We start from the raw sequence: 25518 nt of genomic DNA on the forward strand, positions 1-25518 counted from the left end.
CAACCTCTCAACCGTTGATACTGATACGCAGCGACGCCGCGATCGCCAGGGGTGCCAAGATCAGCGCGAGCGCCAGCAGCGCGCCGAGAATCGCCAGATGCGCCATGACACCGTCACCCAAGATGGCGGCCTGCACGGCCCCGGCGCCGAAAATCAGCACCGGTATGTAAAGGGGAAGTACCAGCAGCGACAATAATACGCCGCCACGGGACAATCCCACCGTCAGCGCCGCTCCGATGGCACCGATCAAGCTGAGGCTGGCACTGCCCAGTGCCAGCGATACGGCCAGCACGGCATAGCTGCCGGCCGGCAATGCCAGCATGATGCCCAGCAGCGGCGCCATCAGCGCCAGCGGCAGGCCAGTCAGCAGCCAGTGCACGGCCACCTTGGCCAGCGCCAGCAGAGCCAGCGGCTGTGGCGTCAGCAGTAGCTGCTCCAGGGAGCCGTCGTCATAATCGGCCCGGAACAGGCTGTCCAACGACAGCAGCGCGGCGAGCAGGGCCGCCACCCACAGCAGGCCGGGAGCGATGGCCGCCAGCAGCTGCGGATCGGGCGAGATGCCGATCGGAAACAGGGTGATCACGATGGCGAAGAAGACCAGCGGGTTCATCACCTCGCTGCGACGACGAAGCAGAAGCACCAGATCACGCTTGAGCGTCGCCCAGAATGCGACCGTCAGGCCACCGTGGGGTTCCCCACTCGTCAGCGTCATGGCTTTCCCTGTCAATGTGCCGTCAGTTCCCGTCATCGAGGCCTCCCCCACCGAGTCGAATGCGGCGCAGCTCGGCACAGGGCGTCAGCTCGTGGTGGGTCGTCACCAGCACGCAGCCACCCTGGCGAGCGTGGTCGACCAGTCTCTGTTCCAGGGCATTGACACCGTCACGGTCGATGGCCGTGAAGGGCTCGTCCAGCACCCACAGCGGACGCGGCGTCAGCACCAGGCGAGCCAGTGCAACCCGCCGCTGCTGCCCGGCGGAGAGCTGACCCGCCGGCAGGTCCTCGAATCCCGCCAGGCCCACGTCTTCCAGGGCGGCGTAGCGGGCGGCTTCGTCCCGAGGCTGCCCTGCGATGGCCTGGTACCAGGTCAGGTTCTCCAGCGGCGTCAGCGCCGCCTTCACCCCTGGCGCATGGCCCAGGTAAAGCAGGTTGGTCAGGAACGACTCACGGGCATCACGCATGGGACGATCGTCCCAGAAGAGATCCCCTTCATAGTCGGCGAGCTGACCGGACAGGATTTTCAGCAGGGTGGTCTTGCCGCTGCCGTTGGGACCCTCGACACGCACGATTTCGCCTGTGCGGATGTCCAGATCCAACTCTCTGAACAGCCAGCGGTCGTCGCGCTCACACGCCAGATTTCGCGCTTGCAGACGCAGGCTCACGGCTCTCTCCAGGAATGGCATTTTCGCCGCAAACTCTACACGGAATGGGTTTTTGCCGCTAGTGACCGGCCCGCGTCACGGCGTCACTCTTGCCACAGGTCAAGGGTTGTTTGTGACAAGGGAACTTGCCAGCGGGCACCCTGCTGCTATGATGTTTGATACCTGTACATTTCAACAGGCTCGTCCAGAAGGAAAACGCCACATGTCGCAGGCTTCCACGCACTATCTGCACCGACGTCCCAACCTGCCCCTGGCCCATTCCTGGGTCAGCATCGAGGGCGTGGACCTCGTCGAGATCCCGTTGCTGGGGGATGTCTCGGCCGGCATGCCCATCGAAGCCTGCCCCACCAACGGTTCCATTCGGGCTCCGTCCCGCATGGTGCGCCGCAATACCTACGCCTTGAGAGTTCGCGGCGACTCCATGATCGATTGCAACATCTTCGATGGTGACGTGATCATCATAGAGCGCCAGGAAAGCGCCGAGAACGGCGAAACGGCAGTGGTCCTGATCAACCATCAGGAAGTCACCCTCAAGACCCTCTATATCGAGAAGACCGGGGTGAGGCTGCAGCCGGCCAATACCAGCATGCCGCCCATCTACCTGAAGAACAGCGATATCCAGGTGCTCGGCATGGTCATGGGGGTGGTGCGCCAGCGCGAGCTGACCCACTGATGCGTTACCCCGTGCCCGACATTGCCCCCGGCCAGTGGCTGGAACACGAGCTTATCGTCGAAAGGAGCCGTTTCATCGCCTGGGTCTGTCACGCCCCCGACGTGGCGAACTTCAATGTCTTGCTGACAGAAGCCCGCAGGACCCACCCCAACGCCAGCCATCATTGCAGCGCCTTTATCGCTGGAGCCCCCGGCGAACAGAGCGCCATCGGTTTTTCCGACGATGGCGAGCCCGGCGGCACCGCCGGCCGCCCCATGTTCCAGGTGCTGGAAGGCGCCGGCCTCGGCCAGGTAGGCTGCGTGGTCACGCGTTACTTCGGCGGCACCAAACTGGGAACAGGGGGACTGGCCCGAGCCTATACCCAGGCCGTGAGTCAGGCCCTGGCCATGATCCCACAGCGCCTGGTGACCGAAAGGACCCCGCTGAGGCTGATGGTCGATTTCGCCGGCGAGGCCGAGGCACGCCACTGGCTCGCCGAACGGGAGATCCCCGTGAAGGCCGCCGACTATCACGCCAGCGGCGTGACCCTTCAGGTCGGCTGGCCCACCGGCGAAGACAGCGCTCACCTGAATGAGCTGGCCTCGCGGCTCAAGGGGCGACTCAACGTCACCGCCTGACCCTACTTGCAGCTGCCCAAGGCCACCTCGTAGGAGCGCTCGATATGGTCTTCGAGTAGCGCCCGCGCCGCCTTGACGTCGCGCTCCAGCGCCAGCTCGACCAGCTCACCGTGCTGGGCATCGAGGATCCGGCGTACCGCCGGTACGCCGGGAGCCATGCGTCGGTAACGGTCGAACTGATCATGCAACTGGTCGATGAAGCGCAATAGCCATACCGACCCGCAGGGCGCCACTAGCGTGCGATGAAAACGTCCGTGAAGTCGCTCCCACTCATCCACCTTGTCCAGAGACAGATCCGCACGCTTGAGGCGATGAGCCGCCGCCAGCAGTTCCGATTCCCACTCGGCATCGCCGTTGAGAATAGCCCGCTCCAGCGCCATACCCTCCAGCTCGCGACGCATGCCCGCGATATCATCGAGTTCGCGACGATCGAGGCGCGGAACACGAAAGCCGCGCTGATTCTCCTGAACCAGCAGGCCGTATGCCGCCAGTCGATTGAGCGCCTCCCTCAGAGGGCTCAGCCCCACCCGGTACTGCTCCTTGAGCCCATTGATGGCCACTTTCTCACCAGCCGCGAAGCGGCCGTTGACCAGATCCTGACGCATGGCGTCGAAGACTCTGCTGGAGGTCGTGGCACTCTCCTTACGTTCCTTGCGCTGCGGTATGTCCATCTCGCTTCGCCCCCCACGGGATGACCTTTCAATGATGACAAAGCTTGACGCATGCGGGGAAAATAATCTACTTTTCGATCTCAAAATCGATTTATTCATACCAAGACGATTACTGATGAAAAAATCACATTCTAACCAGGCAACAACAGCCGCAGGCGGGGCTAGGCGATGAACCACTCCTCGACCGAGCGGCTTCACGCCAGCCAGCGCGATCTATTCTGGACCTTCCTGCGCGTGGGCCTGCTGGGCTACGGCGGCGGTCCTTCGATGATCCCGCTCGTCCAGCAGGAGGTCGTCAAGCGACACGGTTGGTTCAACGATGAGGAGTTCGCCGATATCCTCGCCATCGGCAATACCCTCCCCGGCCCCATCGCCACCAAGATGCCCGGTTACATCGGCTATCGTCTGGGCGGCACCCTGGGCTGCATCAATGCCGTGCTCGCCGTGATTCTTCCCACCATTATCATCATGGTCCTACTCTTGGTAGCCTTCACCCGCTACCGTGATATCGGCTGGATACACGGTATGGGCAAGGGCGTCGTCCCGGTGGTGATGGTGATGATGGCCCAGTTGACCTGGGATTTCTGGGCAAAATCGCGCCAATCACTGGGCTGGATGATCAGCCTGGGCATGGTGGTTACCGCCGGGGTATTGATCTATGTGCTCGGAGTCCATCCGGGGGTAGTCATTGCGCTATTGCTGGCCACCGCCCTGCTGAGCCCCGGAGCCAAGCGGGAGGACGCGCCATGATTTACTGGCACGTATTCCTGGCCTTTTTCATACCTAACATCATTGGCTATGGCGGCGGTCCTGCGACGATTCCCCTGATAGAAGCAGAAGTAGTGGGCCGCTATGGCTGGATGAGCAGCCAGGAATTTGCCGAAACATTAGCGCTAGGCAACGCGCTGCCCAGCCCTATCAACACCAAGATGGCCGGCTACATCGGCTATGAGGTGGCGGGCTTGAGCGGAGCCGTAATCGCCGTACTGGCCACCGTGGTGCCATCGCTGCTGCTGATGCTCGGTGCCCTGGGGTTGCTCTATCGCCACCGCGACTCGCCACGCGTCAAGCGCATGAGCCAGTGGGTACGCCCGGTGGTCGCGCTGATGATGGCCTGGCTGACCTGGAGCTTCTTCAGCGAGGGGCTGGCCAATGCGGGGCTGATCCACACCCTCATCATCGGTGGTATGGCCGCCATTGCATTGCTGCGCTTCAACGCTCATCCGGCCTTCGTGGTCATGGCCGCCCTGGCCTATGGAGGAGTGTTCCTCGGCTGAGAAAACCCCGTCTCTTCTTCGGTCTTTCTCCTGCCACCTCTCTTCCGATCACTTCCCTTTCAGCAACCTCTTAGCGCACTGGTCCGCCACGCCGGGATGATTTTCCTCATTCCCGGCTTGGCGTTTTCGGCGTATTACGATGGTCCCCTGCGGGCCGATCTCTCTCCATCTTGGTGCGCGAGCAGCATCCGGCAGCCTCTTTCACTGACCGATGTTTTTTCCTTAAATACTTTATAACAAAGAAAATCGATTTTATGGCATGACGCTTGCAGAGCAAGGAATGTCAGCACCACGTCCATAACAATTGCAAAGGTGACTTTCATGACCTTCTCGCGTCGCAAATTCCTGACTACCGCCGCTGTCTCCTCAACTGCCGGCATGATCATGGGCGCACCCGCCATTGCCCGGGCCCAGCCTGCCGAGTCCTTCAACTGGCGCATGACCAATGCCTATGGCCCCAGTGCTCCGTTCTATACCGTAGGCCCCGGCAGCCCCACCGATGTCATCCAGAAGATCAACACCATGTCGGGTGGCAGGCTGAATATCCAGCACTTTGCCGCCGGCGAGTTGATCCCCGCCTTCGAAGGATTCGAAGCCGTGCAGAGCGGCACCATCGAGATGAATGCAGCGAACAGCTATTTCTGGTCCGGTAGTACCTTTGCCGCGCAGTACTTCACCACTGTGCCCTTCGGCATGAGCTATATGGGCCATATGGCCTGGCTGTACCACGGGGGCGGTCTCGAGCTGTGGCAGGAGGTCTATGAGCCCTACGGCCTGGTTGCCCTACCGCTCAACAATACCGGCGTGCAAATGACAGGCTGGTTCCGTGAGCCGATCGAGGACGTCAGCCAGTTGAACGGCCTGCGGATGCGGATCCCCGGGCTGGCGGGTCAAGTCTATTCCGCCCTTGGAGTGGACGCACGGGCACTTCCGGGGGGCGAAATCTTCCCCGCGCTGGAACGCGGCGTCATCGATGCGGCGGAGTTCGTCGGCCCCTATCAGGACCGACGCCTGGGGCTGCAGAATGCCGCCAAATATTACCACACCACCGGCTGGCACGAACCGGCCACCACCGGCGAGTTGCTGATCTCGAAATCTCACTGGGACAACCTGCCCGAAGACCTGCAGATGATCGTACGCACCGTTTGCCAGGCTGCCTGCCTGGAAAGCTTGAGCTGGTCCGAGGCGGTGAATGGTGAGGCACTGACCGACCTGGTGGAAAATCACGGTGTAACGGCGTCCGTGCTGCCCCCTCCTGTCGTGGATGCACTGCGCGAAGCCACCCTCGACACGTTGGAAACGGAAGCGAATGCCGACCCCCTGGTGCGCAGGGTTCACGATAGCTACATGACCTTCAAGGCCAACCATGACCGTTGGGCGGCCATCAGTGAAGGCCCATGGCTCAAAGATATCCTGGGAGTCGTTTGAGATGAGAGCCGTAGAACGGTTGGTTCTAGGGCTTGAGGCGGTGGTCTGGTTCTTTGGCTGGGTCGCTGCCTGGACCTGCATGGTGCTCGTTCTGTTGGTCACCGGAGATGTTGTCATGCGTTCTCTGTTTCGGATGGGGGCTATCTGGCTGCAGGAACTGCAATGGCACCTGATTTCCCCCATTGCGCTCTTCGGCATGTCCTATGCCCTTTACTGCGGGGAGCAGGTACGGGTGGACGTGTTTTACGAACGTTTTCCCGATGGGCTGCGCCGTGCGATCGAGGTGACGGGCGGGCTGTTACTGATGGGTATCGGGCTTTACATCGCCTGGCTGTCATTACCCTGGCTGATCCAGTCCTGGGGGCGAAACGAGGGATCGCCCAATCCCGGTGGCCTGCCCTGGCGGTGGGCGCTGAAAGCCTTTATCCCGCTCGGGTTCGTACTGCTTGCCCTCCAGAGCCTGGCCCACGCACTGCGTCACGGGTTTGCCCTTACGCCGAGAGGTGAATGATCGATGTCTCCCAACGAACTGCTCGCGATCGGCATGGTCGCGACATTTTTCGTGCTGCTGTTGGTTGGCTTACCGGTTGGAATCGCCATCGCCATCTCGGCGTTTTTTTTTGGCTATGTCGGCTTCGGCCCCTCCCTGTTCAACCTCCTGCCGTCGCGCATCTATGGCGTGGTGACCAACTACACCTTCATGGCGATACCGCTGTTCGTATTCATGGGGGTGATGCTGGAGAAGTCACGACTCGCCGAAGAGTTGATCGATGTCGTCGGGCATCTTTTCGGGAATATCTCCGGCGGCATGGGCGTGGCGATCATCTTGGTTGGCGTCCTGTTGGGTGCGGCCACCGGCATCGTCGGGGCGACCATCGTCACCCTGGGCCTGCTGACCCTGCCGACACTGTTGCGGCGTGACTATCCCAAGGCACTGGCGACGGGAATGATCTGCGCCTCGGGCACCCTGGGCCAGATCATTCCTCCGAGCCTGGTGCTGATCCTGCTGGCCGAGATACTGGGGGAGTCGGTGGGCACCATATTTGCCGCGGCGATGGTCCCCGGGCTCACTCTGGCCACGATCTATCTCGTGGCGATTCTGGTACTGGCGACCCTTCGCCCGGACCTGATGCCGCCGATCCCGGCGGCAGAGCGCGCGGCGCTGTCTCGGAGACAGCTGTTGCGCAAGCTGGTGCTGGTGGTCGGCCCGCCGGTGGGCCTGGTGGTAGCCGTACTCGGCTCGATCATCGGCGGTATCGCGGCACCGACGGAGGCAGCGGCCATGGGGGCGTTCGGTGCACTGCTGTTCGTCGGCCTCTCCGGTCGACTGACCATCAGGTTGCTGGCGCAGGTAGTCAAGGCCACGCTGCTCATCTCGGCCATGGTGTTCTTCATTCTGATCTGTGCACAGGTATTCGGCCTCGCCTTCCGCGGGCTTGGCGGCGAACACCTGGTAGGCCGGATGTTCGACTGGATACCGGGGGGCACCACCGGCTCCCTACTGTTCATGCTACTGCTGGTATTCGTGCTGGGCTTCTTCCTCGAATGGATCGAGATCACCTATATCGCCTTGCCATTGTTCCTGCCATTCTTCGTCCAGATGGGAGTGGATGTGGTCTGGATGGGCATACTGGTCGCCCTGGTCCTGCAAACCTCATTTCTGACTCCGCCGTTCGGCTGGTCGCTGTTCTTCCTCAAGGGCGTGGCTCCCAAAGAGGTCAGCACCCTGGATATCTACAAGGGAGCGATACCCTTCATTGCCTTGCAAGTCCTGGCAGTGGGGGTGGTATTCGTATTTCCACCCATCGCCACCTGGCTACCCGTGGCAATAGGCTGGTAAGCATGACGAACAATCAAGGGTATTGCATGATTCACACTCGACGCAGTTATGGCGGCATGTGCGTAGCCCCTCATCATCTCGCCGCCGAAGCCGGCCGCGACATCCTCAAGGAGGGCGGCAACGCCGTCGAGGCAATGGTCGCTGCCGCCGCTACCATTGCCGTGGCCTACCCCCACATGAACGCCCTCGGTGGCGACGGCTTCTGGCTGATCCACGAACCCGGCCAGCCACCAGTCGCCATCGATGCCTGTGGCCCCGCCGCCGGCTTGGCAACACCCGAGCTCTATGACGGCCACGATACCATTCCCGAGCGCGGCCCCCTGTCGGCACTGACCATGGCCGGCACCGTCGGTGGTTGGGATGCAGCACTAAGCGTGGCCAGCGGTTGGGGCCGGGGGTTGACGCTGACGAGATTGCTGGGCGATGCCATCCATCATGCTCACCAGGGCGTTGCCGTCTCGGCCAGCCAGCAGCAGCTGGCCACCAAGCACCAGCGACATCTCTCTCAGAGCCCCGGCTTCGGCGATACCTTCCTCGTCGACGGCAACGTGCCGTCAGAAGGCCACCGCTTGCGTCAGCCACGCCTGGCGACCACCCTCGAACGTCTGACCGATGCCGGGCTGGACGACTTCTATCGCGGTGAGCTGGCCGCCGGCATGGCCCGCGACCTGGAAACACTGGGCAGCCCATTGCGCCAGGCCGACTTCGCCAACTATCGCGCCCAGTACGTCACACCGCTGGAAGTCGCGCTCAATAGCGCCACGCTCTACAACCTGCCTGCGCCAACCCAGGGCGTCGCGTCGTTGCTGATTCTGGCACTTTATGAACGACTGAAGGTCGCCGAAGGCGAGAGCGTGGCCCACCTGCATGGTCTGATCGAAGCCACCAAGCGAGCCTTTATCCTGCGCGATCAGCATGTCACTGACCCTCAGCGCCTGCCCACACCACTGCAGGACCTGCTCAGCGATGCGGTGATCACCCGTGAAGCCGACCGGATCGATATGGCCCGTGCCCTGCCCTGGCCCCACGAGCCAGCCCCTGGCGACACCATCTGGATGGGCACTGTCGATTCCGAGGGGCGCGCAGTAAGCTTCATCCAGAGCATTTACTGGGAATTCGGCAGCGGTGTGGTACTGCCCGAAAGCGGCGTGCTATGGCAGAATCGTGGCATCGGTTTCTCTCTCGATGCCGACTCGTTGCGCGGCCTCGGCCCGGGCCGCAAACCCTTTCATACGCTCAATCCGGCATTGGCACTCTTCAAGGACGGTCGGACGATGGTCTACGGCACCATGGGCGGCGAAGGACAGCCCCAGACCCAGGCTGCGGTATTCTCTCGCTACGCCCTGCACGGCATGCCACTCCAGGAGGCCGTCAGCGCACCCCGCTGGCTGCTCGGACGCACCTGGGGAGAAACCAGCACCAATCTGAAGCTCGAAGCACGCATTGCCCAGCCGACCATCGATGCTCTGCGCGCTGCTGGCCACGATGTGGAAATACTGGACGCAGCCTTCAGCGATACCATGGGCCATGCCGGTGGCATCGTATTGCACCCGGATGGCCTGATGGAAGGCGCTCACGACCCGCGTAGCGACGGCGGCGCCGCAGCCTGTTAGATCCCAAGGAGCCTGTATTCAGCGTTATGACGTGGTCCACTGCAGCGAACGAACGCCCCGATAAGTCTCATAATGGAGACGAAAGAGGTGTTCATGACCAAGAAGACTCGACGTCAATACCAGAGTAGTAGCGCTGCCTCTTGACGGGTCCGCCCATCACGAACAATCCCACGTCCATATCTGGTTCGGCGCCGTGGTCCAACTGCTCGGAATAGACACGCGGCGCCGACAATACTAGATGATCCCTGAGCATTCATCGGTCTCTACCACAGCGGTGTACTTGCCCCGGAAGGACCAGCCGTCCGCCCCTTGACCCCAAGGAGGGAGGGAGGCGGGCAGACAGCGACCCTCGGCATGGATTCCCTTGCGCCACTTGTAGACGGACCCAACGAGATCCCCCCCTACTCCCCCACCTCCTGCGGGGAGAGGTTGTGAGGGGTAGCGGCTTGGCCACCACGGCTTGTCGGCATTCCTCGGAATAGCGAGGCATGAACGTCTCCTTTCGCCCCTTGGTCGGTTTATAAAAATAGGGTATCAGAGGGCACGACAGTCATCCTGACACTGGAGCGCTAAGCAGCTCACAAAATAAAAAATCGTCATATAAAGAGCCAGGACGAGCACAAAACAATATTTATCATTCCAATGAATAGGACTTACAATGTATTTGAATAATAAAAACGGTAAGACCCTCTAGGTTTACCCTTTCCTGCAGCACGCGAGCTATCAAAACACGAATCAGGTCAACACTATTGGCTTTGTCTTCGTGTTTGGCCTCGCACAGGGAGGAAGCTTATGAATATGACTAACCGAAGCCTAGAGATTGTGCCAGGCGGCACCTCCAACTTGGCTGATGATGCCTATCATCGTATACACAGAGATATTATTTCGTGTCGTCTATTACCCGATTCGACAGTGACCGAGCCAATGCTGATGGAAACCTATCGAATTGGAAAGAACAGCTGCCGCAGTGCTCTTGCTCGTCTTGCTCACGACAACCTGATTATCTCCCGACCAAGAAAAGGTTATAGAATCTCCCCTATTCTTCTCCAAGATGTAGAAGAGATATTTACCATGCGAGCCGAATTGGAGCCTTTGGCGGCACGCTTGGCTGTCGGAAAAGTAAACATCGAAAGCCTTAAGCAGCTAGAAGCGGCTTGCCGTCAGCGTCATAAAGTCACTTTACCGGAGCGGATCGGGATATTCATGGACGCCAACAAGCTATTTCATCTGGAAATTGCAAAAGCGTCGGGCAATCAGCGCTTATTTTTAACACTTTCACGACTAATGAATGAAATGTCACGCCTGGTCGCTCTGGGTTACAATGTCCAAGGAACGCAACCAGAAATAAAACATGACCATAATGCCATGATAGAGGCATTCATTAAAGAAGATAGCGACAAGGTGGAATCTATAACAAAACAGCACATACACACGTTTCAGAAAATGACATATGAGCATTTATACTCGACATTAAAATCATCTAAAACGATACTACCCTTGATTGACAGAAGGATTTTTGGATGACTACCGAGGAGAAGACAAAAACGAAAACACTTGGTAAAGCTGCGATATCTCTCAATGGAGTAGGGAAGAAATTCTCCAACACTCAAGTGCTTGAAGGCATCAGCCTAGATGTGTCAGAGGGAGAAATTGTTGCCCTACTGGGAAGGTCGGGATGCGGCAAGAGCACTCTGCTCAATATTATCTCGGGATTACTGCCCTTTGATCAAGGCACAGTATCTATCGAAGGAGTCATATCCAAGAATTACACTGACTGGCACTCTATCGCATACATGTTCCAAGAGGACCGATTATTACCATGGAGGAGTATAATAGAAAATGTTTGCTTAAGCTTGGAAACCGGCTCGTCAAGTTTTAACGAACGCAGACAACGCGCCATGAAAGTATTAAAAATCGTGGGGTTAGAACAAGTCGCTCATGCTTGGCCATATCAGTTATCCGGGGGAATGCGCAGTCGTGCTGCATTAGCTCGCAGCTTGGTCATAAACCCTAGCATTCTTTTAATGGACGAGCCTTTTTCAAAACTCGACCCCCTGACGCGAAGTCTGATGCACACTGAAGTTCTCCGGCTTCAGCGTGAGCGGAAAGTGAGTGTTCTTCTTGTAACCCATGATGTTGAAGAAGCGGTAGTCCTCGCTGACCGGATAGTCGTATTAGCTCCTTCTCCAGGAAGAGTTGCCACGATCGAGCCAAACCAGCTTTCTCATCCCCGCGTACCGACCGATCCGTTGGTTGCGGAGAAGATTCGTCAGCTTAGATTGAAGGTCTGACCCATGTCTATCATCAATCAACATTGGAGCCTGATTCTACAACGTCTCGTTCTTGTTTCCGTGTTCGTTATTGTATGGTGGCTGGCTTCTCTACAAATGCCTGCTTTCATACTGCCGGGACCACAAAGAGTTATCGAAGCCGTTCGAAGGTTGTTTGAAACACCATCGTTTCTCAACGATGTAAGTGCCACGTTCCGACGCGTACTCCTCGGCTTTACGCTAGCGATGATCGTAGGAGCTACCCTCGGCTTGCTCCTCGGTGCCAACAAGATATTGGCAAGATTTTTTGAGCCAGTCCTTGCTGTGATCAACACTGTGTCATCTGCCATCTGGGCCATCTTCGCCATTATCTGGTTCGGCATCTCGGATGCCACAACGGTTTTCGTAGTTTTCATGACAGCTATGCCTCTGATCCTAACCAATGTCTGGCAAGGAGTGCAAACAGTGGATCGACAGTACATTCAGCTGGCGTTGAGCTTACGCATGTCAAAACTGGCGATTCTTCGTAAGATAGTTTTTCCGAGTATTCTTCCTTATTTTTTTTCCAGCGCCAGGTTAGCTTTCGGATTCGGCTGGCGTGTCTCACTGGTAGCCGAAACCATTGGTGCATCCGAAGGTATCGGCTACCGATTACGGCAAGCGGCAGACTTAGTGCAAACCGATCAAGTGTTCGCTTGGACCCTATTGCTTGTCATGATGATGCTATTCATCGAATCCAGTGTATTAAAGCCACTAGAAAAAAGGTTGTTCCGCTGGAAGGCAACCACTTAAACAACCCCTCTATCATACCAAGGATAACGAAATGAAAAAGTCTATCTTGATTGCGACCATGACTGCGGGAGCACTGCTTTCCATGACTTCTAAAGCTGATGATATAATTCGAATCGGCTACTGGACCAGCGGTGTCAGCCTGGGCTATGGCTCCGTACTTGAAGCGAAAGGTTTCTTAGCAGAACGAGGGGTAGAAGCGGAATTCATGCACTTCCCCAGTGTCAATGCGCCGATGCAAGCTTTGGCTTCAGGATCAATTGATTTAGCCTTTGGGGCACCAGCAGCCGGAGTTCTGAACTCGGCATCTGAGGGAATACCAATAAAAATATTTGCCGCTACACAACCTGCAAATGTGCATTTCGTGGTACCGGAAGATTCGAACATCCAGTCGATCTCGGAGTTCAGAGGAAAGTCAATCGGTATGTCTCCAGAAGGATCATCAGTAGCGGTTATCGCTAGCGCCATCCTCGAGGAAAACTATGGAATCTCGTCCAACGATTTTTCATTGATAGGGGGAAACGAATCCCGGCTAGTTCAGTTTATCGCTCAGGAGCAAGTCGATGCAGCGGCACTCAGAGCGGTAACGGTTGAGCAGCTTAGTGATGACTTAAAGGTCCGTAAGCTAGGTAGTTTTGCTGAAGAATGGAGCAAGCTAACCCAATCCGACGCTGTACCCTATATTGGCGTTGGCGCCGTCTCTAGCAACTTGGTCGACAACAATCCTGAAATCATCGCCAATGTCATTTCCGCCTTGCGCGACACCTTAGAATGGGGAAGTAATCACCAAGATGAAGTCGCACACATTCTTCAGGAAAATGCCAACCTGCCGGCACATGATGCACAAGTCTATGCCGGGTTGTGGGATGAAATGTATAGAATTTCACTTGAGCCGGAAGATATCGACACGCTGACATTGCAGCATCAGATATTTATGGATAATGGTGTCATAAGAGAAGAAATGCCGGACGACTTATTCGCCACCCGACCCTACGAACTCGCTACCAATCAATAAGATTGATCAACAAGGAGAAATTTATGATAAGTCAAATGCGAGCCTTAGTGTTAAGTGAACATGGAAACCTTGATCAGCTTCAGGTAGTGGATGACTATGCGTTGCCCATTGCTGACAAGGGCCATGTGGTCATCCGAGTCGGAGCCTCCTCTTATAATTACCATGATGTTTTCACGGTAAAGGGCATGCCGGGTATCAAAGTACCCTTGCCAGTGATTATCGGACTGGATATTGCCGGGACCATCACAGAGATCGGTCCAGACATTGAGGGGTGGAAAACTGGAGACCGCGTATTGGTGAACCCGCTTAAGCCCAATGTGGGATTGATGGGCGAAATGGTTAACGGAGGAATGGCCGAATACGCCCGGGTTGATGTGAATCAACTGATACGGTTGCCAGATCAGGTCAGTTTCGAGCAAGCGGCTTCGCTACCGGTTGCCTATGGTACCGCACATCGTATGCTCATAACCCACGATACGATAAAGACCGGTGACCGGGTCATGATTCTAGGGGCCAGTGGTGGGGTAGGTACCGCCTGTGTAGTACTGGCCAAGTTGCTGGGCGCCGAAGTCATTGCCTGTGTCGGTAGTGATAGCAAGGGTGAGCGGCTTAAATCTCTCGGTGCAGATCACACTGTCAATTATCGCACCACCGATTTCTCCAAGTGGGCCATTGCCGAGTATGGCAAACCTCAGCGACGTACCTACGAAGGCGGTGTCGATGTGGTGATTAATTTCACCGGTGGTGAGACTTGGGTGCCCTCTCTCAAATGTCTTAAGCGGGGCGGCAAGTTGCTTGTCTGTGGCGCCACGGCAGGTCATGACCCTAAAGAGGATCTGCGTTATGTCTGGAGTTTCGAACTAGAAATAAAGGGTTCAAACAGTTTTTATAAGGAAAATTTAGAGGCGCTACTGCAGTTGGTCGCGGACAAGAAAATCGATCCCGTAATTGATCGAATCTTACCCCTTGAGCATGCGGCCGCTGGTCTCGCTCTGATCCGAGATCGCGAAGTATTGGGAAAAGTCGTCGTAACTCCCTAGTTTTAATACTTCTTCAGCCCACCTTCATTGGCGACGATATTGCTTCGTCGTGCCTACCTGGTTAGTTAAGGAGCCAGCATGGATATAACCGAATCTACCATTTTGACGGCACAAGAGGTGCAGGCACTGTTACTTAAAGGCCCGTTTCACCAGTGGCTGGGGATAGAAGTCGCCCAAGTCGGGGAGGGTACCATCGAACTGAGCGCTACTTGGCGTGAAGAATGGGTAGTCAACATTGCCGGGGGTTACACACACGGAGGGATCCTGGCGACGTTGATAGACCTGACCGCCGACTGGGCACTAGTATCGAAGACTAGACGCGGGGTGCCGACCATTGACATGCGAGTTGATTATCACCGACCAGCGAAAGGTAACTTGCGTTGCTACGGCAAGGTCATCAAGTTTGGTCGTAAAACCTCAGTGGCCGAAGCGCAAGTGCTCGATAGCGATAGTCAATTGGTCGCCAGCGGCCGCGGAGTCTACGCCATGCCCAGCGAGAGGGACTGAAAAATGTCAGGTGTCCTTGACCACCTCGTGATTAATACGAAGTTTGACACTGATGCAGTCTTCGATATTTTTCAAGCGCTTGGATTTACGTTATCCCCTCGTGGTTATCATTCACTTGGTTCGATTAACCATGTAATAGTTTTTCCCCAAAGCTATCTAGAACTGGTCGGATTGCCGGTGGGAGGGGAGCGACTCCGTCAGGAAATACTCGACAGTCCCATCGGAATAGATGGGTTGGTCATGGCGAGTGACGATCCTGAGAAAACACGTAACACCCTGCTTGAGAAAGGTTTCGATGTTCAACCAGTCCAGAGATTTTCACGGTTGGTTGACCTCGAAGAGGGTGAGCGGATGGCCAGCTTCGCCACGGTTCGCCTTGCACCAAATAGCTTCGCCGCGGGTCGAGTCTATTTCTGCCACCACGTTACACCGGAGCTGGTATGGCGCAGCGCGTGGATGGATCATGCCAACGGGGTAGAAGCGATCGTCGGACTCACGATTGTCAGCGAGTCTCCGTCGTCTACTCGCGCCCGTTACGCCAAGCTAGGCGATTTCGATGAATCATTTCAAATAGACATCATCGACGCCTCTACCTTTCACGAACGCTTCGGTTCGTTAGCAATATATGCCGGTGACCGCCGTGAACATTTCGCTGCTATTACGCTACGCACGGCAAGCCCTAGCACTCTTCGTGACAGGGCGTCGAGTCAAGGGTTGCCTCACTGGATGGATAAGGACGGTCACCGACTAGTGATCGCACTGCCCCAGCAAGCCACTCTTCTGGAGATTTTATCGTGAAAGAAAAGACGAATCTCGGATATATACTTTCCTCTTCAGCGAGTGGTATGGGCGAACCAGGGGATCAGCCCGCCTTGATCGGGTTGGATTCCGAACGTCGCGAAACGAGAATTAGCTATCCTGAGCTGGATCACCTGGCCGACGGGGTCGCTGCCGGCCTGATCGACCGTGGGTACCAACCCGGCGATCGGATCGCCTTGCTTGCCGCGAACTCGATCGCCCAGGTTGCTGTGCTGTTGGGTGGCATGCGTGCCGGGGTGGTGGTCGTCCCGGTCAATTATCGCTTTCCTGCCGAGATGATTGCCTACGTGATTGAGGACTGTGGGGCACGACTCATCTTCCATGACCTAGAATGCGCCTCTTGCCTTCCTCCAGCGGTAACGGCGGTGGCCTTGGACGGCGATGAAGGCCTTTCAGGCTTCATCAGCGCTGAACGCTATCTCCCCTACCTTCCCGGAAAGCACGATCCCGCCTTGATGCTGTACACCTCTGGCTCAACCGGGCGCCCGAAAGGCGTGCTGCTTTCGCATGCCAGTCAATTATGGGTGGCGAAGGTACGCCAGACCGAAGGGTCACTCGCCAATGAGCGCGCCGTAATCGCGGCCCCGCTTTACCATATGAATGCGTTAGCCTTGGTATTTCTTAGTCTTTCCTCGCAATCGACGACTATCTTATTGCCACGTTTCGAAGCGGCTCTCTACATTGATGCTATTCAACGATACCGAGCCACATGGCTCACGGCCGTTCCGCCGATGGTCGCCATGTTGATGAATACGGGTGACATCCTGGCCAAATCCGATCTCTCTTCGGTGCGGGTCGTTCGCATGGGCTCAGCACCCGTCAGCGCCCAGCTGTTGGAGCAAATACATGAGCTACTCCCCAATGCACGAGTAATTAATGCCTATGGCACGACGGAAGGTAGCCCGGTGGTATTTACCCAACCGCCCAATGAGCAGGCTACTCCCCCTTTATCGCTGGGCGTGGCACATCCGGCAGTGAATATTCGGTTACGCAATGAGAAGGGAGAGCTTAGCGATCAAGGCGTACTTGAACTGAAGAGCCCAGGCCTCATGTTGGGTTACCATAGTAGATCCAAGTCCTCTGCAATCTTTACGGAGGATGGATACTATATCACTGGGGACGTTTTCTACCGTAATGCAGAGGGCTTCTATTTTTTTGTCGGCCGCCATGACGATATGTTCAACTGCGGTGGAGAAAATGTCTGGCCTGGTGAAATCGAGCGGTTGCTGGAGCGACACGATAAAGTTCAGCAGGCCTGCGTTGTCCCTATAGAGGATGACGTCAAAGGATACAAGCCAGTGGCCTTTGTTGTGCCTAGTCACGGCGCCGAAACCGGAGAGGAGGAGCTAAAAAACTTTACGCTCGAGCATGCACCAGCTTACCGCCATCCCCGGCGCATATGGACCGTCGAGTCCTTACCTCTGGCAGCCACGAATAAAATTGATCGTCGTGCACTCATCGATGAAGCCAGGCGACGCTTGCAGAACTGAAGCGTCGGCTGTGGAGCTCATCGCCGCGACCTCATCAACCTGAACGAGCAAATCAGTATGCCAAAAGGATATATGTCACCTAGCTTCGCTTCACTAAAGCTACCGAATATTGAAGATAAAGACTGGGAAAAACGTGCACTGTCCATCTTACAGGGAGACGGACTACGATCTGCCGACACTCACCTCATAAAACCTGTATTTCCCGGGCTTAAGGGTATTGATATTTATCTTAAGGATGAATCAACCCACCCAACGGGAAGCTTAAAACACCGCCTTGCTCGCTCGCTGTTTCTTTACGGAATATGTAATGGAAAAATTAAAAAAGGAACCACTTTGGTAGAGGCATCATCAGGCTCTACCGCTGTCAGCGAGGCATATTTTGCTCATTTACTTCACCTCCCCTTTATCGCGGTGATGCCTTTATCCACAAGCAGAAAAAAAATTGATGCCATAGAAAACTTTGGCGGAACTTGCCACTTCGTCTCCAACCCTTCAGAAGTATACGAAGCAGCTAGTCAAGTCGCTAGGGAAGTCGGTGGTCATTACCTTGATCAATTTACCTACGCGGAAAGAGCCACCGATTGGCGCGGCAACAACAACATAGCAGAAAGCATTTTTAACCAGATGCGGCAGGAAGCTCAACCAACCCCTGAGTGGGTCGTAATGAGTGCTGGTACGGGGGGGACTTCCGCCACACTGGGGCGCTATATCCGATACCGTAATTTCGATACTCGATTATGTGTTGTTGACGTTGAACATTCCGCCTTTTACAATGCCTACTTAACTGGAAACATGCAAGCAACATGTGTAACCCCTTCTCGTATCGAAGGGGTAGGTCGGCCCAGGGTGGAGCCCTCTTTCATTCCCAGTGTCATTGATCATATGATAAAGATATCAGATGCCGCTTCCATTGCCGCGATGCATGTATTATCGGAGCGCTTATGCAGACGTGTCGGCGGCTCTACCGGCACCAATTTTTTTGGTGTCTGCTGGCTAGCGGCAACCATGCTGAAAAAAGGTCAACGAGGCTCTCTAGTCTCTCTTATTTGCGATAGCGGTGACCGTTACAGCTCAACTTATTACAATCCAGTCTGGCTTGAAGAAAACAATATCGACATTGCTCCTTATAAGAAAATGCTGGACTACTTCCTTGACACCGGAGAGTTCATTTGCAACATGAAGACATGACCTAGGTAAGCTTTGAAAAAACAAGACAAAGGTTACATCAGCCAAGTTTCTGATGACATTCAGCACTGGCACTCCCTGGATAGTTAAAGTCGCGCCTCTTTTGTGTTCTGGTATAACGGTATATATAAGTATAATATGCGGATTTTGTCGAACCATCGCGCTGCTCGCCACCGTAGGACCACCACCGAAGCTTGCCATCTCAACGAACCGTAGGAATATTTATGAACATAGAAGCCCTCTACTATCCCGCTCCCTCGCGTCGCATGGCCAGCTTCGGCAGTCGCGGCATGGTGGCCACATCCCAGCCGTTGGCTGCCCAGGTAGGCCTGGCCATCCTGCAGCAGGGGGGCAATGCCGTGGATGCGGCGATCGCAACCGCCGCGGCGCTGACCGTGGTCGAGCCGACCTCCAACGGCATCGGCGGCGATGCCTTCGCCATCGTCTGGGTAGACGGCAAATTGCACGGTCTCAACGCCAGCGGCCCGGCGCCACAAGCTGCTACCATCGAGGCCGTCAAGGCGCTCGGCCACGAACGCATGCCCAAGCACGGCCTGCTGCCGGTGACCGTCCCCGGCGCTCCGGCGGCCTGGGCCAGCCTGTCGGAACGCTTCGGCAAGCTGCCCTTCGCCGAGTTGCTGGCCCCCGCAATCACCCTGGCGGAACAGGGCTTTCCGGTATCGCCTACCGTCCATCAGATGTGGGCAGAGGCCTTTCATGGCTACGGCGTCCATGACGACACCGTCTTTGCGCCCTGGTTCGAAACCTTCGCCCCCCAAGGGCGCGCCCCTCGGCCGGGCGAGCTGTGGTCGTCTCCCAACCACGCCGGCACCCTGCGCGCGATTGCCGAAACCAGGGCCCGCGCCTTCTATGAGGGAGAGCTGGCCGATGAGATCGACGCTTTCTTCCGCAAGCACGGCGGCCTGCTGCGCAAGGAGGACCTGGCATCCTTCCAGCCCGAGTGGGTCCAGCCGATCGGCGTGCGCTACAAGAATCACGATATCTGGGAGATACCCCCCAACGGCAGCGGCATGATCGCCCTGCAGGCGCTGGGCATGCTCGAACGACTGGGAGAGGAAGGGCGTGATCCTGTCGAGACCCTGCACCGGCGCATCGAGGCCACCAAGCTGGCCTATGTCGACGGCACCCACTACATTACCGAGCGCAGCCAGATGGACCCCAGCGTCGAGCAGATGCTGGCCGACGGCTACCTTACCAAGCGTGCCGGCCTGATCGGCGAGCGCGCATGCGATCCGGTACATGGCAACCCCGTCATGGGAGGCACCGTCTACCTGGCCACAGCCGATGGCGACGGCAACATGGTGTCGTTCATCCAGAGCAACTTCCATGGCTTCGGTTCGGGCATCGTGATTCCGGGCACCGGTATCAGCCTGCAAAACCGAGGGTTGTCATTCTCGCTCGACCCCGAACATGCCAACGCCCTGGCGCCGGGCAAGCGCACCTATCACACCATCATCCCCGGCTTCATTACCAGGGACGACCAGGCCATCGGCCCGTTCGGCGTGATGGGCGGCTTCATGCAACCCCAGGGTCATGTGCAGGTGATCACCGCCATGCTGGCGGATCGTCTGAATCCTCAGGCGGCGCTGGACATGCCGCGCTGGCAGTGGGTCAAGGGTAGAACCATCGAAGTCGAGCCGCACTTCCCGGATCATCTCGCTCAGGCGCTGGCACGTCGTGGCCACCATGTCGTCAAGTGTGTCGACTCGCTGAGCTTCGGTCGTGGCCAGATCATCCTGCGTGATGCCGAAAGCGGCGTATTCTGCGGCGGCACCGAGCCCCGCACCGATAGCGCCGTGCTGCCCTGGTAACCGTTATCCGGCCTGGCGCCCACTCTCTCCGGGCGCCTCACCCCTGTTGATGCCGGGACCACCAGAAAAGAGAAAAACGACAAGGCGGTATACCATGATCAATACATTCGTTTTTTCTCATTCTGGACGTACTGCCACAACGTCAATTGCTGACATTGCATGAGCCCCAGCATCCGCCTCGTAACCGGCTCCCCTCCAAGACGGCTCGGTATCCCCCTTCCAACACCAACATTACCGCCTTTTCCTCCCCCTTGGAGCGCCTCCATTACCGTCTCGTCCTGCTGCTCAAGTCCCGTTTCTGGCTACGCACGCCGCAAAACTTGACTCAGGTCACAAAAACGCTTGACAGGCTCCGAGGGAGGAAATTACGCTTGTCACATGGCTTTTGGTATACCAAGAGCCATTTGAGACAGAAGGCATCCCATAAGACAAATTGCCCTGTCTCACCCGATTCCCTTTGGCAGACAAGACAAAACAGACCGTTGCCTGTCAGTCCTTCAGCACCAGGCAACCAAGGAGACTTTCCCATGGCAGAGTTGATGAATCGCGACGAATTCCGCAGCGCCCTCGAAGAAGCCATCAAAGGCAAGAGCGCCAACAAGGCTCCCTTCAGCGTGGCTTGGGCCAGCGGCAAGCTGACTCGTGCCCATCTGGCCAAGTGGGCCGAGAACCACTATCACTACGTCGGCCCGTTTGCCGATTACCTGGCCTACATCTATGCCAACACCCCGGACACCTATACCGAAGCCAAGGATTTCCTGCTGCAGAACATGTACGAGGAAGAGCTTGGCGGGGACCGGCACACCGACCTGTTGATCCGCTTCGCCGAAGCCTGCGGCACTACCGCCGAGCGGGTCGAAGACCCGGACAACATGTCACCCACAACTCGCGGCCTGCAGAGCTGGTGCTATGCCGTGGCCATGCGCGAGCATCCGGTCGTCGCCGTGGCAGGCCTGGTCGTCGGCCTGGAGTCCCAGGTGCCCTCCATCTATCGCAAGCAGACTCCGACCCTGCGCGAGAAGTATGGCTTCACCGATGAGGAGGTCGAGTTCTTCGATCTGCACATCGTCTCCGACGAGATTCACGGCGAACGCGGCTACCAGATCGTGCTGGAGCATGCCGACACCCCCGAGCTCCAGCAGCGCTGCCTGAAGATCTGCGAGATCGGTGCCCAGATGCGCCTGCTCTACACCACCGCGCTCTATCACGACTACGTTGCGGGCGACCTTCCCCTTTCCGAGCTCGAACTGGCAGCCTGATGCACCCCGACGGGGCTCCATTCGTCAGGACACTGCCGCCAGGACACCTGCTGGCCAGCCATGGCCAGCAGTGTCAGCCGCACGACAGAAAGCTCCAATGACCAAACGAGGTGAGCTTCTTGGAAAACGTAACTGAGTTCCTCAATTACATCGATGGGAAGTGGCAGCCGTGTGGCTCGGGGTCGACCTTCGAGAACCGCAACCCGGCGGACCAGGACGATCTCCTGGGCCATTTCCAGGCATCTTCCGCGGAAGATGCCCAGCAGGCCATCGCCGCTGCCGAGAAGGCATTCCCGGCGTGGCGGGACACGCCGATCTCCAGGCGTGCGAAGATCCTTAACCAGGCCGCGGATTACCTGGTCGAGCATATCGAGCAGTTCGCCCAGGAACTGACGCGTGAAGAAGGCAAGCTGCTGGCCAACAGCCGTGACGAGATTGCCCGCTCGGCCCAGACCCTGCGCTTCTATGCGGTCGAAGGCCAGACCATCACCGGGGAAACCTTTCCTCAGGACGATGCCAGGATGATGGTCTACACCCAGCGCGAGCCGCTCGGTGTGGCAACCATCATCACGCCCTGGAACTTCCCTATCTCGATCCCGGCGAGAAAGATCGCGCCTGCCTTGATCACCGGCAACACCGTGGTGTTCAAGCCGTCATCGGATGCACCGCTGATCGCCCATCGCCTGGCGGAAGCCCTGCACCACGCCGGTATTCCCGAGGGCGTCTTCAACTTCATGACTGGCAGCGCCTCGGCCATCGGCCAGGAGATCACCGGCACGCCCGCGGTGCGCGCCGTCTCCTTCACCGGCTCGACGGCCGCCGGGGAGAAGATTCATCGCTCCGTATCGCTGGCGACACGTACCCAGATGGAGCTCGGCGGCAAGAACCCGCTCATCATCCTCGATGATGCCGATATCGATACCGCCGTCGACCTGACCATCAAGGGCGGCTTCGCACTGACAGGCCAGGCCTGCACCGGGACCAGCCGCGTGCTGGTCGCTCGCTCCATCAAGGCCGAGTACCTGAGCCGCCTGGTAGAGCGAATGAAGGAACTGCAGGTTGGCAACGGCCTGGACAAAGGCACGCAGATCGGCCCCCTGGCGACCCGTCAGCAGCTCGATACCGTGCTCGGCTACATCGAGACCGGCAAGCGGGAAGCAACCCATGTCCATGGTGGCGAGCGCCTGAGCGGCGGTGCCTATGACAAGGGCTTCTACGTCTCGCCGGCCATCTTCAGCGATGTGACCCAGGAGATGCGCATCGCCCAGGAAGAGATCTTTGGGCCCGTAGTGGCCGTCATCGAGATCGACGGTTACGACGATGCCATCGTCAAGGCCAACGACACGCCGTATGGGCTGTCTGCCGCCCTGGTGACCCAGAACATCGACTATATCCAGCGTTTCCCCCTCGATATTCAGGCCGGCACCGTCAAGGTCAACCGGACCACGACGGGCAATCTGATCAACGCGCCCTTCGGTGGCTTGAAGCAGTCCAGCACCTCGACCTTCCGCGAATCCGGTCGCGCTGGCCTCGACTTCTTTACCCAGACCAAGACGGTTTACGTGGGACGTTGATCCCGGCACATACGACAAAAAAGGTGATCCCATGAAGAAGATCTTTCGTCTCGAACTCGAGGAAGCCAAGTTGATGGTCGAAGCGGCCAAGCAGAAATCCGAGGAGATCAATGTCCTCGAGAGCATCTGCATCGTTGATGACGGCGGCTATCCGCTGGCGCTGGAGCGCATGGACGGCGCTCGCATCACCGGCCCGCAGATCGCCTGGAACAAAGCGTTCACGGCTGCCGGCCACAAGCGCTCCACGCACTTGTTCAACACCGCTCCCAACGGCCCGGCGCTGCCTGGCAACGAGGCGTTCGGGATCCAGTGGAGCTTCGAGGGCAAGTTCGCCGTGTTCGTTGGTGGCTTTCCGATCGTGGTCGACGGCGAAGTCGTCGGTGGCGTCGGCCTCAGCGGCGGCAACGGCGAGCAGGACACCAAGGCCGGCCTTGCCGCGCTCCAGGCCCTGCAGGAACACCTGAGCGCCGCCGGCCACGAAGTGATGGTCGAAGCCGACATCAAGAAGTAATACCCGAGTCCGTCGGCAAGGCGGCCTGCCCTTGCCGGCGCATGACAACGACTGGGCCTTGTGCGAAAAGTCGTCGAGCGTAGGCCAGACAAGGCAAAAATCGGCGAAAGGACGGAGTTTACACGGTGTAAATGAGTATTTTGAGCCGATGTTTAACGCCGTATGGGCAAGCGCAGGCACTCTTCGTACAGAGCCTAGTCAGGTGCGACACCCGCCCATAAGAACAAAGCCATGCCAATGACACGGGTTTGCCTCAGGAGGTTGCCATGACATACCGAATCACCCTCACCGATACCTCTGACTCCTTCGAGGTCCAGCCTGGCGAGCCGCTTCTCGAGGCGGCCGAACGGGCGGGTTTTCCTCTCGTTCACGATTGCCGCTTCGGCGGCTGTGGCACCTGCCGAATCAAGTTGCTGGAGGGCCAGGTCGCCTACGAGGAGATGCCGATGGGGCTCTCCGAAGAGGAGCAGCAACAAGGCTACGCCCTGGCGTGCCAGGCAATTGCCCAGAGCGACCTGACCATCAGCGCAGAGGTGTTTCCAGCCGGCTATATTCCGCCCGATTATCATGAAGCCACGATCGTGAGCCTGGAGAAACTGAGCCACGACGTGACCCACCTGGTGCTGAGCATTCCCACCGCCAGCGAGGTGAGGTTCCTGCCGGGGCAGTATCTCAACATCATGCTGGATGACGGCACGCCCCGCAGTTTCTCGATGGCGTCTCCGCCGCGCAGCGATACCTTCGACTTCCATATCCGCCGGGTGCCGGGCGGCTACTTCACCGAGCGCCTCGATACTCATTACCAGCCTGGCGACACCCTGGACGTGGAGCTGCCCCTGGGCGCCTTCAAGCATGATGCCGAAAGCGCGCGCAGCCTGCTGATGGTAGCCGGCGGCACTGGCCTGGCGCCGGTCAAGAGCATCATCGAATCGCTGAAGGATGAGCCGCATGCGCCACACATCAAGCTCTACTGGGGTGTCCGCAAGGCCGAGGATCTCTATCTCGACGAACTGCTCGTTCACTGGGCCAGGACCCTGCCCAACTTCAGCTATGTCCCCGTCCTGTCGGAGGCGGATCAGGAGTGGGGGGGAAGGCGCGGTTACGTCCACGAGGCCGTGTGCCAGGATCATCCGGAGCTGAACGAATTCGATGCCTATCTCTGCGGTCCGCCACCGATGATTGCCGCGGCGAAAAAAAGCTTCTCCGAAAGAGGGTTGTGCATCGAAAGAATCTATTCCGACAGCTTCAACTTCACCCATGAGCTCAACGACAGCGTGGCTTGAAACCCAGCGGCCATAGAGAGGTTGTCGCCATGTTAGATATCACCTTCATCACCAATGACAACAAGACCATTTCCGCCCCGGAGGATTCCAATCTGCTGCGTGTCTCGCTGCGTGAAAAAGGCGGAATCCCCTTCAAGTGTGGTGGTGGCCTCTGCGGCACCTGCAAGTGCCGTATCGAGGAAGGCATCGAGAACACCGATGCCGTGAAGAAGAAGGAAGAGAAGCTGCTGAAACCGGATGAGATCGAGCAGGGCTACCGTCTGGCCTGCCAGACCTTCCTCTCGGGCAGCGTCAAGGTCTCCTGGGAAGAGGGCAAGACCGGCAAACCCTCGGCAGCCCGGCAGGTACGGCCGAAGACAGAGGCATAAGCCCCGGGATGCCTTCGGGCAGTAGCGGAAACAACGGATGACGCGCGGCGAAATTTTCCATGCCCGCTGGCGATTCAG

General features: G+C 57.7%; 27 protein-coding genes. 23 read left to right on the top strand and 4 right to left on the bottom strand.

Annotation, left to right across the window (positions count from 1 at the left end; translation table 11 throughout):
* Positions 1 to 7 precede the first annotated feature (7 nt).
* On the bottom strand, positions 8 to 712 hold the full coding sequence (gene ccmB / locus C1H69_RS06855; RefSeq protein ID WP_240609851.1) for a heme exporter protein CcmB: 705 nt from the start codon (positions 710 to 712) through the stop codon (positions 8 to 10).
* A 22-nt stretch (positions 713 to 734) separates the two neighbouring features.
* Positions 735 to 1379, bottom strand: coding sequence for a cytochrome c biogenesis heme-transporting ATPase CcmA (ccmA, locus tag C1H69_RS06860; protein ID WP_102652667.1), 645 nt, complete (start codon positions 1377 to 1379; stop codon positions 735 to 737).
* A gap of 202 nt (positions 1380 to 1581) precedes the next feature.
* On the opposite strand from ccmA, the gene C1H69_RS06865 reads away from it, so the two are divergent.
* Positions 1582 to 2052, top strand: coding sequence for a LexA family protein (locus C1H69_RS06865; RefSeq protein ID WP_102652668.1), 471 nt, complete (start codon positions 1582 to 1584; stop codon positions 2050 to 2052).
* Positions 2052 to 2669 (top strand): IMPACT family protein, encoded by a 618-nt coding sequence (locus C1H69_RS06870; RefSeq protein ID WP_102652669.1) that lies wholly within the window; start codon positions 2052 to 2054, stop codon positions 2667 to 2669. Before C1H69_RS06865 ends, C1H69_RS06870 begins: the two co-directional genes overlap by 1 nt.
* Positions 2670 to 2671: 2 nt before the next feature.
* On the opposite strand, the gene C1H69_RS06875 is transcribed toward C1H69_RS06870, so the two are convergent.
* Positions 2672 to 3340 carry a GntR family transcriptional regulator gene (locus tag C1H69_RS06875; RefSeq protein WP_102652670.1) on the bottom strand — a complete coding sequence of 223 codons (669 nt, stop codon included), beginning with the start codon at positions 3338 to 3340 and terminating at the stop codon, positions 2672 to 2674.
* Positions 3341 to 3508: 168 nt separating this feature from the next.
* Here C1H69_RS06875 and C1H69_RS06880 point away from each other — a divergent pair, with 168 nt between their 5' ends.
* Both C1H69_RS06880 and C1H69_RS06885 read left to right on the top strand, forming a co-directional pair.
* Positions 3509 to 4090: a chromate transporter gene (locus tag C1H69_RS06880; protein ID WP_102652671.1), complete on the top strand. Its 582-nt coding sequence runs from the start codon at positions 3509 to 3511 to the stop codon at positions 4088 to 4090.
* A complete protein-coding gene (locus tag C1H69_RS06885; protein WP_102652672.1) occupies positions 4087 to 4617 on the top strand; it encodes a chromate transporter in 531 nt (176 codons plus the stop codon). Before C1H69_RS06880 ends, C1H69_RS06885 begins: the two co-directional genes overlap by 4 nt.
* Positions 4618 to 4751: 134 nt before the next feature.
* On the opposite strand, the gene C1H69_RS23240 is transcribed toward C1H69_RS06885, so the two are convergent.
* Positions 4752 to 4940, bottom strand: a complete 189-nt coding sequence (locus C1H69_RS23240) for a hypothetical protein (protein WP_133154957.1) — start codon at positions 4938 to 4940, stop codon at positions 4752 to 4754.
* On the opposite strand from C1H69_RS23240, the gene C1H69_RS06890 reads away from it, so the two are divergent.
* The 19 genes from C1H69_RS06890 (at position 4939) to C1H69_RS06980 (ending at position 25440) form a co-directional block, all read left to right on the top strand.
* The gene (locus tag C1H69_RS06890; protein WP_102652673.1) at positions 4939 to 6045 is read left to right on the top strand and encodes a TRAP transporter substrate-binding protein; all 1107 of its coding nucleotides are present in this window, start codon (positions 4939 to 4941) and stop codon (positions 6043 to 6045) included. The genes C1H69_RS23240 and C1H69_RS06890 overlap by 2 nt on opposite strands.
* Before the next feature lie 79 nt (positions 6046 to 6124).
* Positions 6125 to 6556: a TRAP transporter small permease subunit gene (locus C1H69_RS06895; protein WP_276308753.1), complete on the top strand. Its 432-nt coding sequence runs from the start codon at positions 6125 to 6127 to the stop codon at positions 6554 to 6556.
* A 3-nt stretch (positions 6557 to 6559) separates the two neighbouring features.
* A complete protein-coding gene (locus C1H69_RS06900) occupies positions 6560 to 7885 on the top strand; it encodes a TRAP transporter large permease (protein WP_102652675.1) in 1326 nt (441 codons plus the stop codon).
* 26 nt (positions 7886 to 7911) lie between these two features.
* On the top strand, positions 7912 to 9498 hold the full coding sequence (locus tag C1H69_RS06905; RefSeq protein ID WP_102652676.1) for a gamma-glutamyltransferase family protein: 1587 nt from the start codon (positions 7912 to 7914) through the stop codon (positions 9496 to 9498).
* 792 nt (positions 9499 to 10290) lie between these two features.
* Complete coding sequence (locus tag C1H69_RS06910; RefSeq protein WP_205738429.1) at positions 10291 to 11022, top strand: GntR family transcriptional regulator; 732 nt, start codon at positions 10291 to 10293, stop codon at positions 11020 to 11022.
* Positions 11019 to 11789, top strand: a complete 771-nt coding sequence (locus C1H69_RS06915; protein ID WP_102652677.1) for an ABC transporter ATP-binding protein — start codon at positions 11019 to 11021, stop codon at positions 11787 to 11789. The genes C1H69_RS06910 and C1H69_RS06915 overlap by 4 nt, the downstream gene beginning before the upstream one ends.
* A 3-nt stretch (positions 11790 to 11792) precedes the next feature.
* Positions 11793 to 12560 carry an ABC transporter permease gene (locus C1H69_RS06920; RefSeq protein ID WP_102652678.1) on the top strand — a complete coding sequence of 256 codons (768 nt, stop codon included), beginning with the start codon at positions 11793 to 11795 and terminating at the stop codon, positions 12558 to 12560.
* Between the two features lie 31 nt (positions 12561 to 12591).
* Positions 12592 to 13572 carry an ABC transporter substrate-binding protein gene (locus C1H69_RS06925; RefSeq protein WP_102652679.1) on the top strand — a complete coding sequence of 327 codons (981 nt, stop codon included), beginning with the start codon at positions 12592 to 12594 and terminating at the stop codon, positions 13570 to 13572.
* 23 nt (positions 13573 to 13595) lie between these two features.
* Entirely contained in the window at positions 13596 to 14612 is a 1017-nt protein-coding gene (locus C1H69_RS06930) for a zinc-binding dehydrogenase (protein ID WP_102652680.1), read from the top strand.
* A 78-nt stretch (positions 14613 to 14690) separates the two neighbouring features.
* The gene (locus C1H69_RS06935) at positions 14691 to 15119 is read left to right on the top strand and encodes a PaaI family thioesterase (RefSeq protein ID WP_102652681.1); all 429 of its coding nucleotides are present in this window, start codon (positions 14691 to 14693) and stop codon (positions 15117 to 15119) included.
* Between the two features lie 3 nt (positions 15120 to 15122).
* A complete protein-coding gene (locus C1H69_RS06940) occupies positions 15123 to 15917 on the top strand; it encodes a VOC family protein (RefSeq protein ID WP_102652682.1) in 795 nt (264 codons plus the stop codon).
* Positions 15914 to 17428 carry a class I adenylate-forming enzyme family protein gene (locus tag C1H69_RS06945; protein ID WP_205738430.1) on the top strand — a complete coding sequence of 505 codons (1515 nt, stop codon included), beginning with the start codon at positions 15914 to 15916 and terminating at the stop codon, positions 17426 to 17428. Before C1H69_RS06940 ends, C1H69_RS06945 begins: the two co-directional genes overlap by 4 nt.
* A 57-nt stretch (positions 17429 to 17485) precedes the next feature.
* Positions 17486 to 18616 (top strand): PLP-dependent cysteine synthase family protein, encoded by a 1131-nt coding sequence (locus C1H69_RS06950; RefSeq protein WP_165789433.1) that lies wholly within the window; start codon positions 17486 to 17488, stop codon positions 18614 to 18616.
* A gap of 221 nt (positions 18617 to 18837) precedes the next feature.
* Entirely contained in the window at positions 18838 to 20445 is a 1608-nt protein-coding gene (locus tag C1H69_RS06955; protein ID WP_102652684.1) for a gamma-glutamyltransferase family protein, read from the top strand.
* 527 nt (positions 20446 to 20972) lie between these two features.
* A complete protein-coding gene (locus C1H69_RS06960; protein WP_102652685.1) occupies positions 20973 to 21704 on the top strand; it encodes an iron-containing redox enzyme family protein in 732 nt (243 codons plus the stop codon).
* A gap of 110 nt (positions 21705 to 21814) precedes the next feature.
* Positions 21815 to 23278, top strand: a complete 1464-nt coding sequence (locus tag C1H69_RS06965) for an aldehyde dehydrogenase family protein (protein ID WP_240609855.1) — start codon at positions 21815 to 21817, stop codon at positions 23276 to 23278.
* A gap of 31 nt (positions 23279 to 23309) precedes the next feature.
* Positions 23310 to 23789 (top strand): GlcG/HbpS family heme-binding protein, encoded by a 480-nt coding sequence (locus C1H69_RS06970; protein ID WP_102652686.1) that lies wholly within the window; start codon positions 23310 to 23312, stop codon positions 23787 to 23789.
* A 266-nt stretch (positions 23790 to 24055) separates the two neighbouring features.
* Complete coding sequence (locus tag C1H69_RS06975) at positions 24056 to 25072, top strand: 2Fe-2S iron-sulfur cluster-binding protein (RefSeq protein WP_102652687.1); 1017 nt, start codon at positions 24056 to 24058, stop codon at positions 25070 to 25072.
* A 29-nt stretch (positions 25073 to 25101) separates the two neighbouring features.
* On the top strand, positions 25102 to 25440 hold the full coding sequence (locus C1H69_RS06980) for a 2Fe-2S iron-sulfur cluster-binding protein (protein WP_102652688.1): 339 nt from the start codon (positions 25102 to 25104) through the stop codon (positions 25438 to 25440).
* Positions 25441 to 25518: the final 78 nt, after the last annotated feature.

This window comes from Billgrantia endophytica (assembly GCF_002879615.1).
Taxonomy (GTDB): domain Bacteria; phylum Pseudomonadota; class Gammaproteobacteria; order Pseudomonadales; family Halomonadaceae; genus Halomonas; species Halomonas endophytica.